This window comes from Streptomyces sp. NPDC002306 (genome assembly GCF_053593435.1).
Genome location: NZ_JBSFCK010000090.1, coordinates 1 through 9,942, shown reverse-complemented (window position 1 = coordinate 9,942; position 9,942 = coordinate 1). Strand labels below are relative to the sequence as shown.

Annotated in this window: 9 protein-coding genes and 3 pseudogenes; 6 read left to right on the top strand and 6 right to left on the bottom strand. The window is 58.3% G+C overall.

Annotated features, from left to right (window positions below):
* Nucleotides 1-271: 271 nt before the first annotated feature.
* Nucleotides 272-469 (top strand): hypothetical protein, encoded by a 198-nt coding sequence (locus ACWCQK_RS41280; RefSeq protein ID WP_451164311.1) that lies wholly within the window; start codon nucleotides 272-274, stop codon nucleotides 467-469.
* A gap of 616 nt (nucleotides 470-1,085) precedes the next feature.
* Here the strand turns inward: ACWCQK_RS41280 and ACWCQK_RS41275 are convergent.
* The 3 genes from ACWCQK_RS41275 to ACWCQK_RS41265 form a co-directional block, all read right to left on the bottom strand.
* On the bottom strand, nucleotides 1,086-2,372 hold the full coding sequence (locus ACWCQK_RS41275; RefSeq protein WP_451164309.1) for a prenyltransferase/squalene oxidase repeat-containing protein: 1,287 nt from the start codon (nucleotides 2,370-2,372) through the stop codon (nucleotides 1,086-1,088).
* 358 nt (nucleotides 2,373-2,730) lie between these two features.
* A complete protein-coding gene (locus ACWCQK_RS41270; protein ID WP_451164307.1) occupies nucleotides 2,731-4,239 on the bottom strand; it encodes a cytochrome P450 in 1,509 nt (502 codons plus the stop codon).
* A gap of 29 nt (nucleotides 4,240-4,268) precedes the next feature.
* A complete protein-coding gene (locus ACWCQK_RS41265) occupies nucleotides 4,269-5,363 on the bottom strand; it encodes a terpene synthase family protein (protein ID WP_451164305.1) in 1,095 nt (364 codons plus the stop codon).
* Nucleotides 5,364-6,009: 646 nt separating this feature from the next.
* On the opposite strand from ACWCQK_RS41265, the gene ACWCQK_RS41260 reads away from it, so the two are divergent.
* Complete coding sequence (locus ACWCQK_RS41260; protein WP_451164303.1) at nucleotides 6,010-6,219, top strand: hypothetical protein; 210 nt, start codon at nucleotides 6,010-6,012, stop codon at nucleotides 6,217-6,219.
* Nucleotides 6,220-6,485: 266 nt separating this feature from the next.
* Here ACWCQK_RS41260 and ACWCQK_RS41255 read toward each other — a convergent pair whose 3' ends face one another.
* The gene (locus tag ACWCQK_RS41255; RefSeq protein WP_451164301.1) at nucleotides 6,486-6,800 is read right to left on the bottom strand and encodes a helix-turn-helix domain-containing protein; all 315 of its coding nucleotides are present in this window, start codon (nucleotides 6,798-6,800) and stop codon (nucleotides 6,486-6,488) included.
* Between the two features lie 138 nt (nucleotides 6,801-6,938).
* Here ACWCQK_RS41255 and ACWCQK_RS41250 point away from each other — a divergent pair, with 138 nt between their 5' ends.
* From ACWCQK_RS41250 to ACWCQK_RS41240, 3 genes and pseudogenes are all read left to right on the top strand, one after another.
* Nucleotides 6,939-7,295: a hypothetical protein gene (locus ACWCQK_RS41250; protein WP_451164299.1), complete on the top strand. Its 357-nt coding sequence runs from the start codon at nucleotides 6,939-6,941 to the stop codon at nucleotides 7,293-7,295.
* 325 nt (nucleotides 7,296-7,620) lie between these two features.
* Entirely contained in the window at nucleotides 7,621-7,953 is a 333-nt protein-coding gene (locus ACWCQK_RS41245) for a histone-like nucleoid-structuring protein Lsr2 (protein ID WP_451164297.1), read from the top strand.
* Between the two features lie 404 nt (nucleotides 7,954-8,357).
* Nucleotides 8,358-8,567 (top strand): annotated as a pseudogene (locus ACWCQK_RS41240) (IS30 family transposase); the annotation flags it as partial.
* Between the two features lie 186 nt (nucleotides 8,568-8,753).
* On the opposite strand, the gene ACWCQK_RS41235 reads toward ACWCQK_RS41240, so the two are convergent.
* Both ACWCQK_RS41235 and ACWCQK_RS41230 read right to left on the bottom strand, forming a co-directional pair.
* A complete protein-coding gene (locus ACWCQK_RS41235) occupies nucleotides 8,754-8,903 on the bottom strand; it encodes a transposase (protein WP_451164295.1) in 150 nt (49 codons plus the stop codon).
* Between the two features lie 436 nt (nucleotides 8,904-9,339).
* Nucleotides 9,340-9,423: pseudogene (locus ACWCQK_RS41230) on the bottom strand (hypothetical protein); the annotation flags it as partial.
* 404 nt (nucleotides 9,424-9,827) lie between these two features.
* Here ACWCQK_RS41230 and ACWCQK_RS41225 point away from each other — a divergent pair.
* A pseudogene (locus ACWCQK_RS41225) lies at nucleotides 9,828-9,942 on the top strand (IS5/IS1182 family transposase); the annotation flags it as partial.

The window sequence follows — 9,942 nt, the reverse complement described above, 5'->3', positions numbered from 1 at the left end:
AAGACCCGATAAGTCCGACGCGCTCGAAGCCACCCCAACCACCCCCGGGACCCACTGCCAACCAGCCTACGCCCACTACAAAAGCAACGGCATTGTGGCTAGGCCTGGACTTCCCGCACGTGACGCAGGCCGCGAAGATCCACCGACACCGCACCAACCTCAAAACCGGCTGGATCACGAGACCCTCTAGGCCATCACCGACCTGACGGCGTGTACGGCGTCTCCCCAGGCCATCGGCCAACTCGTCCGCGCGCAATGGGGCATTGAGGCCGTGCACCACGTCAGAGACACCACGTTCGGCGAGGACGCCTCGAAGATCCGCACCAGACACGGACCGGAGAACATGGCCACGCTGCGCAGCTTCGCGATCAGCACCCTGCGCACCGCCGGGCACCGCAGCATCGCAGGCCTGCGCGAGGTCTCCTACACGCTCTTCACCCGTCCGCTGGACCTGATCGGACTGCCCTGACCAGCAACGCCACGTGATCACCAGGACTTTGAATCAGACCTGGGCAGCATGGCGGGATGACCGACCTGCTGTGGGCTGACGTGAAGTGCTTCCTTGAGGGGACTGGATGGGGTCGCTGCCGGATGCGCGTGTCCTGAATGCCTCGGTGGAGGATTGGCAAGCAGTTCTCGATCTTGTCGCTGAGAAGGGCAGAGCAGGGTCTGGGTGTGGTACTTGCCCTGGGCAATGTGAGGTCGGTTTGGTGCGCCCTGCCAGCATTGCTGCTGGTGGGTTTCCTCCTACCGCATCCCGAACCCGGCGTGCCCGTTTCCGAGCACCGGGTTCTCCACAAGTCCCCTTCGACAGCGCCCTCGGGGTCCTTATCCCTTGAACCTTGCGTAGAAAGTGCCCTCCGCCCAGACCGACAGAACCCTGCCAGCAAGGCCCATCATCACTAGGCCAGGAAGGCACTTTCGCGTCCCCGTTCCACGGCCAAACCTTATTCGAGTAATATATCGAGGCTAACCATCAGCTACATAGACCAGATGCTCTCTTATTGCCGCCTATCTCATTTACTACCGTTGCGCATCTTTCCGGCAATTAAAGACAAAAATCACGCTGTGCTGGCTGTATTTCCTCATGGCAGCCTTACGGGCTCTGGGAATCGTACATGATGGAGCCTCGCGCCAACGGGTTCCAGACGACTCGAAAGATGTCCAAGCGCGAGCATGGCAAAAATGTCTGCCAGTGCTGGTACTCGGAAAATTAAAGGTCTCGGACCGATGGAATCTGAACGTGCCGATATCGATCCGTCATTGTTCTGGCAGGACAGAATGTACTCGGTTGCGTGTACGGCTGGTTTTGCATCGCCCTGGCTACACAGGGCTATCAGGGCGTAAGAGGTACTAACAGCATCACTTGGTTCACTTGGACTCCAACCCCAGCCCCCGTCAAAGTTCTGAGCGCCGCGCACAAAGCCCAGTGCCCGGCCTCGGATCCGGTCTCCCACAACCGATGCCCGGGGTTCTACTTGCCTTGTTGCCAAAATGGCGCGGAACACGGTGTGTAACGCACTAGCGCTCCAGTCTGGATCGAAGCTGCCACCGCTTTTTTGTCCGGACGCGAGGAATCGTAGCCCTTCATGGAGGGCTCGCGCGTTGCGCACAGGGTCGACTCCCAGAGCGTTTACGGCCGCCGCCGTCATGCATGCTTCCGGCGCCGCACTGCGAATGTAGGTGGGGAACCCGCCTCCGTCATGCCGTATCCGGCGCAGACAGTCCAGTCCGGCGTCAATAGCGGTCCTGTACTGCCGGGAATCCAGTGTGTGTAGGAACTCCACAGTGACCGAGATGTCGTCAACATCAGTCTGCTGAGCGAGATCTGTATATGCCCAGCCACCGTCATTTCGTTGCTGCCGAACCAAGTGCCCCGCAATCCGGTGTAACTCTTCCTCGTGAGCGCCTGCGACTGCGAGAGCGAGTCCTCCGGTAGCGGTACACCAGGTGTCAGTGTCGGTCACAAACGGCATTCCGCCGTCGGTCCTTTGATGCTTCAACACCTTCTCGACACCCTGCATGATCACGTTCTCAGTGCCAGGTAGCCCGGCTAACGCGTTCAAGACCGAGAGGTGAATAAGGACATTCCCCTCCCATACTTCGGGGCCTTCCTGCGTAGACATCAGCAAGTCGACATCTTCGCTGCAAAAATCGTCACCGCGACCCAATGCTCGATAGATGATCACTTTAAGAGAAGTGACCTGCACTAGAGCCCAAGCGTGCAGACCGTCAGTTGCAAAAGCAGCCGGCTCGGGCATTTGTGGTTCCACACCGAACAAAGACAAGACCGCGTCAACTAATGCTTGTTTCCTTGCGCCAGTAAAGTGTGGCGCCTGAGCGAGGAACCGATCCACTATCTGCGTGTCCACCTGAGCGGTTCCGTCAAGTGCAGCCGAGATCACTAAGCGGTCAAGCGCGTCCCCGACTGTGCGACGCGATTCGAGGTAGCGTTTAAGATCAGCGTGAACTTGAGGCTTCAATCCCGTGTACTGCAGCAGGCGAAGATATAAAGCCGACTCGAGTATGCGGCTGTCGCAGGCGTCACGTATAGCTCCGGCTGGATCAATTCTTTCGATGAGACGGGCTCTCAGAGCAAAGATTGCCTCATTCAGATTCTCAGAGAATAAGTGACGCGGCCAAGCCTGAAGGTCAGAATACTGATAAGGGAGTCTCACGGATTAGTCCAATTCTGTATCGAAACAAATATGATCGAAGGTGGCCGTACGTTCATCGGCGTCCACTTATGTTTTTCATATCCAGAGATTGCCGAGCAGAAACTAACGTAGGCAGTGGGCCGGGTTCCAAGGTCATTTTCGGGATCAACCGAGACTTTTGTGTGGGAACAGCAGACAAATTCCAATGCGAAGCAACCGCTGCAAGAGCAAGCGTGACCTCAGCCATACTGAATCTGGCACCTATGCATTGGCGCTTCCCTGCTCCAAAAGGAATCATTCCGCCACGCGGAATTCCTTTCGCTCTCCCCGGAAGCCAGCGATCGGGGTCGAACTTCTCTGGGTTGGGAAACGAAGTCGGACTGTGATGGAGAAGGTAAGGACTGACAACGATAGTTGTCCCCGGCTTGAGTAACTTTCCGGCTAATTCCACTTCGCAAGTCGTAATCCGGGTTGTAATCCAAACTTGCGGGCGTACGCGCAGAGATTCTTTTACGAAACGCTCCGTGTAGTCCAGTCGGGGGAGGTCGTCTAATTCAGGGAATCGTCCCGAGAGCACTTCATCCAATTCTGCTTGGAGGCGCTGACCGATTCGTGGATGCGTGGCAAAGATTTGCAATGACCAAGCCATCGCATTGGCTGTTGTCTCGAAACCGGCTATGATAAAATTCATGACTTGGTCGTGAATCTCGCGATTTTCCAATGACTTTCCTGTTTCCTCGTCCACGGAACCCATTATCGCGGACAGGACGTCCCCGTCATCACTCCCCGGTGTAAACTGGCCGATGATTCGATCGACCAAATTGTGAGTGCGCGTGAGAGCTTCTTCGTAGCGGCGATTGGCAGGAGAGGGCAGTTTTTTCACCCACTCGATCGGCGTGATCATGCGAGCGTAGGTACCTTTTACGATAGTCGGCATACAATCCAGCAGTACAGACATGTCACGCACGCTCAAAAGGGAAGTGGGGAAGATGGCTCGTGCGGTAATTCGCAGAGCTAGTTTCTGCATCGCTTCGTAGATATCAACGATCTCTCCGCTCTGCCATGAATATATCTCTGCTTCAATTTCACTTAGCATTACTGACACGTAGCCTGGCATCCGGACTGGATGGAATGCTGGCTGTACGAGACGCCGCTGACGTTGGTGGGAACCGGATTGGGTGGTCACCAATCCATCACCCATGAACTCAAGCGCTTTATAGATGGGTCCACCCTTGTCGAAGGACCGCGAATCGTGGAGAACTTGCAGAGCAAGGTCAGTGTCGCAAACAACGAAAGCGCGTTGTCGCGCAAAGTTGATTTCCACCAGATCGCCGTAAGCTGGCAACTCAAGTAAGAATTCGAGAGGCCGGCGCGCAAACTTGAGGCCATGGCCAACCAACGGGATCCTGCCAGGAGCCACACCTACACCAGTCCGGCGAGGTTCTGAAGAGCTGTTCGAAAGAGCGTTAATCAACGTCTGAGCTTTACCCGTTCGCATGGCGTGGACTCCCATTGCCGCTCGATTTAAATAATAGTTATAAGTCTTAGGCCTGGCGTCGACTGCTACCTTTTTCTGCTTCATTCATGGTCCAAGAGCGTGGCTTAATGCAGTCATGTAGTGACTCGCCTGCACTCGCAGGGGTCGTAACGCCACCACCATGACACGGAAGAAAAGGGGAGGGGCTCATGTGATGGATCATCAAGAGCGTCGTCCCACCCGGCTGGTTGAACTATCTTTGAGTCAGCTTGGATTCCGTCCAGATACATGTATCGCTCGGTTTCGAAGTGCCAGTCGATTACGCCACGCATATAGCGATTCAAGCCCGCCATGTAACGACTCAGCTCAGGTGACTCTTGAGAAGGTCCATGCTCAAGTATTCGAAGAAATAGTGTCATGATGCGGTCACGCATGCTCTTGGCTGCAGCAAAGGCCGCCTTTTCTTCACATTCGTACTCGCGGCAAATTACATCGATGATGTTGAATCCATCACCGCTGCGTGCTCGCTCCTTTGAGTACGAGAAGATGTCGGCGTCATAGTTAGAAATCGTCACGCACATCTCCGTGATCGCCCTAACTCGATCACTTTGTAGTAATGACAGTGGGAAGTCATACCCTTCGGCAATGGCTGGAAATGCGATTATTGCTAGAGCGCCGCCATTTTGCATGCGCATCGGGATGTAACTGTCTAGTGACTTCGGCGGGCGACTTGTTGCCACATAGCCAGCCTTGCGAACTTCAGATAGAAGATAACCAGTCAAAGTCCTTGACAAATGCTCTATCTGCGAAGGGGCTGCGCAAAGATCAAGGCGTCGCCGTAAATCACGTAACGCATGACTGTACCGGTCGGCAGGAGAAACTATTGGGCATCCAGGAGAATCGAAAGCGCGCAGCATGCCTGATACGGCATCCGCCAATTCGCCCGGTCGGCTGCCGAGTGGGCCCTCGTCGCAGTATTCATCATCAAACGTAAACACCCACATCAAGAAATCTGCAAAGACCTGCATAGGCTCCAGTTGCCCACTCGGAACCATTCTGCTGACCAATTGACCGATCCGGCAGTGCGTCATCCGGTCACGTTCTTTGGCGTTTAGGCCGAGATTGAACGTTCGCATCCAGGAAATTGCACGCTCGTCAATTTTGTCAGCCATCGGATGGATGGCGGGTTGAAGTGGGTGATAATATGGTGGAATTTCTGCAATAAACATTAAGTCCCGCATTCTTGGCCTTGGCGAGGATACGGTAAGAGTGTGGCTCCCCGCCTAGATCGTGCGGCTGAGAGATACTCTCCCCGTGCAGGATACGTGCTGCCGAGAAGGAAAATCTAGTACTATCGAGGTTCGCTCTTGGCGGCCGAGTAGACACTACTTAGTGAACTCCTGTCGGATTTCGTCTTTGTGAGTACATGATACTCATGCGGAATACTGCCACGCTGCTAAGTAGGGGAGGTGTTGCACCAGTCTCCGCTAGGGGTGATAAGAAGAGTGGGTGTTGAATCTTTAGTTCGCCTGGAGGTCGTGAAGTCCACTTATGATCGGCGAGAATCGGAACTGGGCTTACAGCGTCTTATGGGCATGGAACGGGCATTGGTTGCTATTAGGCCTTTGTCTAAGCTTGGTGTTTATCCAATTCTGCTTTTTTGTGATGGCTGCTGCGAGGCTCGGTTTTGGTTGTTCCCGACGGGGTGCTCGCGCGCACGATGCTTGTTCTTCATGCCGGTTGGTCGGCGGGCCTGCAGTGGTGGTGCGCGGGCCGGCTTCTGGGGGTGAGATGACCAAGAGGCGCACCAGTAAGGACGCGGCGGTCACCAGCAGCCTCCGCGGTGGGAACCCGTGGTTCCAACACGCTGGCGGGATGCCGCAGATCAACCTGACTGTCTCGGGCCGCTACCTCTCGTTCGCCGAGCGAGAGGAGATCGATCTGCTCCGTGTGCAGGAGATGGCGGAGTACGGGAGGTCGTCAAGCGGCTGGGACAGGTCACCATCAACCACATCGCGGGAACTGAGCCGCAACGCGGCCACCCGCGGCAGCAAATTCGAGCACCGGGCCTGGGCCGCGCAGTGAAAAGGCCGATGTGGTGGCACGTCGACCGAAGGAAGCTGGTCAACGGGACTCCTTCAAGCAGGAAGACCTTGGTCGGCTTCCTCGCTCTACCAGGAGCCCCGTTGCCGTGACCGGCATTTCCCCCGACTTCCCCGGCCCCGTTGACAACCGCGGACCGGCCTTAACTCCGTGGTCTTGGAGTACTTCCTGGGGGCAGCCATGGTCGATGTTCCTCTCATGAGAACCATCTGACCCTCTGTCACCATCTCCCGCATCTCGGGGGAAGCTCACGCCCAACGCGTCAACTGGTCTCGTTCCACCTTGCTGAGCACCAGTTCGGTCTTGCGCCGGCCTGACCGTGGGGCGTCCCTCAGGCCCGCCAGCCGGTGCGCAGCAAACCGTGAGCGCCATTTTCTCACCGTGTCTGCCGTCAGCTGAAGATCAGCCGCAACACCGCTGTTCGGGACCCCCTGTGCACACGCCAGAACAATGCGAGCCTGCTCGACAAGACGTTGGTCAACCTCCCCCTCCGCCCATCGCGACAACTCGGCGAACTCCGCATCGGACAAGACAACTTCAACGGCACGAGGTCCCGGAGACATGCCATCACTCTACAGAATTAAACCCGCAATTACTGGCGCAGGACACTAGCCAACCACCCAACCAGGTTGGAAAAGGCTCAATGAGGACGACCCGATGGTGACAGTGGGATCGACCCGCACAAGCACGTCCACGTCGCAGTGGCCGACGATTCCAATCGTCGGCGGCTGACCAGACCGTTGACCGTCAAGAACGATACGAACCTGATCGGCGTCCTGTTCAAGTGGATCCGCACGCTCGCCGACGGCACCCCCGTCACCTGGGCCATTGAGGACGGCGGTGGCTTCGCCCGCCGCCTGGCCGACGGATTGCTGCTGGCCGGCCACGAGGTGGTCTGGGTCCTCACCCGGCTGATGTCCGCCCACCGTAACTGCACGCCGCCACCGGCTCCAAGTCCAACCCCATCGACGCTGCCGCGGTCGCCCACGCCGCAGTCGCCACCCCGGCCCGGATCACAGCGTGCGCAAGAAGGTCCGCGAGCTGGAAGAGGAACGTAAGATCCTGCGGAAGGCGGCGAAGGAGCCAGGAATGACTTCCCGAGCCGACCCGACTTTCAGCAAAGGAGCCACTCTACACAATTTAACCAGATTGCCTCAATTTTCATTTTTCGCCCTACATGGCACCCCATCAATGCAGGTCGCAATGAGCCCACAGGGGGCACGTCGACCTCTCGTTTTCTTTCACCGCCTTCCCATGAAACTGCCCCGTCTAATACCCCCGACACTGGGATGGAACACCCCGAAAGCAGCAACCCCTGCACCCTTACGTATCGCACAGGAGGCTCGAGGTGGACACGTCGAGAAAAATAGGTAGCATCGAAGCATGGCTCAAAAAACTGTTACCGTTTACACGGATGACCTTACAGGCACGGCTTCCGATGAAGCGCGGACGCACACGTTTGCCCTCGACGGGGTAAATTACGAGATCGACCTCGTGCCGGATAACCGCGACAAGCTGTACGAAGCACTCGCTCCCTTCATCGACAAGGGGCGCAAGACCGGCCGAGCGAAGGGGGTGGCGCAACCACGTAAGGCACCGACTGAGGGCCCGAGTGCTGACGCACTGCGAGCGTGGGCTCGAGAGAACGGCTTTGAAGTCCAGAACCGAGGCCGTGTCCCCGCTTCCGTACGTGAGGCTTACGGGAAGGCTCATTGACCGCGAGTTCTCGTCTCGTCCAGCAGGCGGAACACTGGTGACCGTATACGGGTTCATGTCGAAAATGCGCTCACTGAACCACCGGACGACGGTCACAGAGTACGGGACCTGAAGTTTCCACCGCCACCTCTCCGCGCTTACCGTCCACCAGGGCGTTGGCGCGGAGAGGACCGAGGCCCGCGGAATCACGTATGGGGCCGCACTAACGTTCCGCTGACAGCGATCAGCATCGGCCGGCACCAGCGACCCAATCCACATTCGACATGCCGCATGCAAATGGTTCCCACTGGGAGTAGGTCGCACACTGGCCTCGATCCCGCTGCCCACTAACCAAGCAGTGCGCGGTCCGTAACGTGGGCCTTGACCCCGGAATTTGAAGACGCCTATGGGCTTGGGTCAGGGTAGCGCAGCGACTCACGTTGAACTTCCCCGAAGATGAGTCCATGCGCATCTCCCCAAAAGCCATCTACCAGGCCTTCTACGTCCAAGGACGCGGGGCACTCAAGCGCGAGCTGGTCGCCTGCCTGCGCACCGGACGGTGACTGCGCGTCCCGCGAGAGCGAACCAGGCCGAGCGTCCATGGCCACGTCACTGCCGACGTGATGATCAGTGATTCCTAATGTGGTCTGTCAGGCTGTGAGAGCAGGGGGGCACGGCTTCGTGGGTTCGTCCGTCGCGGGGGAGGGCTCATGGAATTTTTACGCGGCAGCGGGCCAGGGCGAGGACGGCTTGGATGCGGCGCTTGCCTTCGGCTGGCTTGCGTTCGTGAAACCGGCGGGGTTCCTCGCTGTGGTGGATGCTTACAACGCGGAGATGTAGAAGACTTGTTGGAGGCAGTGGTTGTAGCGTCGTAGGCGGCGAAGGTTTCCACTGATCTTGCCGGAGTCGCGGGGCACGGGTACGACACCGTCGAAGCCGGCGGGGCGGTCTGCGGTGCCGAAAGCGGTCATGTCGCCTCCGGTTGCGGCCAGGAACTCGGCACCGAGGATCTCGCCAAGCCGGGCATGCTGGTGACCACGTCGACGTCTGATGTTCGCAAGACTGGGCCTCGATCGTCTTGTCGATCTCGGTGACCTGCTGGTTGAAGGCCACTGCCTCTCGTGCCAGGATGCGTACTATCTGGGGGTAGTCAGCTTCTCCCCGGGCGGGCTGGTGTGCCGGCTTCCGGAGCTGTCTCAGCCAGCCGGTTGGGACGGAGGGCCTTGCGGTTGCCCAGCCAGGTCGCGAGCCGTTTCTTGCCTGTCCGTCGGAGAGTAGTCGGAGTCTGGTAGCCGGCCAGCAGCATGAGCGGGCGGGTGTTGGGCAACTCCAGAGCTCGCTCCAAGCCGGAAAGATAGCGGCGAGTTGGGCGCGGAGCTGGTTGACCGTGCGGGTGCGGTCGGCGATCAGGTCCATGCGATGGCCGGTGAGGATTTTGAGGTCGGTGACCGTCTCGTCGCCGGTGCGTAGGCGGTGCAGGTTGCAGCGGATGCGGGTCTGGTCGGCGATGACTTTAGCGCCGGTTTTGCCTTCGCTGCGGTAGCTTTCGCTGGCCGGTGGATGGCTCGGTCGGAGATGTACTGCAGCAACTGTTGGTGGTTGAACAGGATGGTGATGGCCAGGCGGCTCCGCTGTCTCCCTGGTCGAGGCCCCAGGTCACCTCGTCGCCCAGGGTCAGGACTGAACTTCCTACGTTTCTGTGCCACGTGCCCTCTCCGTCGTTCTGGACTTCGATCCTATGGCGACTGCTGTCCGAGAACTTCGGGGCGCCTCACCCTTTTCAGTGTGGCCACTGATCGGGTGACGTGGGTGAGGCAGGTGGGGCGCAACGCACAGGGCTCCCGTGCCGTTGGGGGAGGTGTTCGAGGTCTCAACCCGTCGGTGCAGGAGCCTTGTTGGTTCCATATCCTGCCGCACTCGACCTGCCGCACGCTTTGGTTGAGTGGGTCACGATGCTCGTCGTCACCCGTGAGGGTGACCGACGCTACAGGCTCCCAGCGCACCGGCGTG

Coding starts and splice junctions, on each gene's coding strand:
- ACWCQK_RS41245 (WP_451164297.1), top strand. CDS start 7,621: ATGGCTCAAAAAACTGTTACCGTTTACACGGATGACCTTACAGGCACG.
- ACWCQK_RS41265 (WP_451164305.1), bottom strand. CDS start 5,363: ATGTTTATTGCAGAAATTCCACCATATTATCACCCACTTCAACCCGCC.
- ACWCQK_RS41255 (WP_451164301.1), bottom strand. CDS start 6,800: ATGTCTCCGGGACCTCGTGCCGTTGAAGTTGTCTTGTCCGATGCGGAG.
- ACWCQK_RS41270 (WP_451164307.1), bottom strand. CDS start 4,239: ATGAAGCAGAAAAAGGTAGCAGTCGACGCCAGGCCTAAGACTTATAAC.
- ACWCQK_RS41235 (WP_451164295.1), bottom strand. CDS start 8,903: ATGACCGCTTTCGGCACCGCAGACCGCCCCGCCGGCTTCGACGGTGTC.
- ACWCQK_RS41260 (WP_451164303.1), top strand. CDS start 6,010: ATGCCGCAGATCAACCTGACTGTCTCGGGCCGCTACCTCTCGTTCGCC.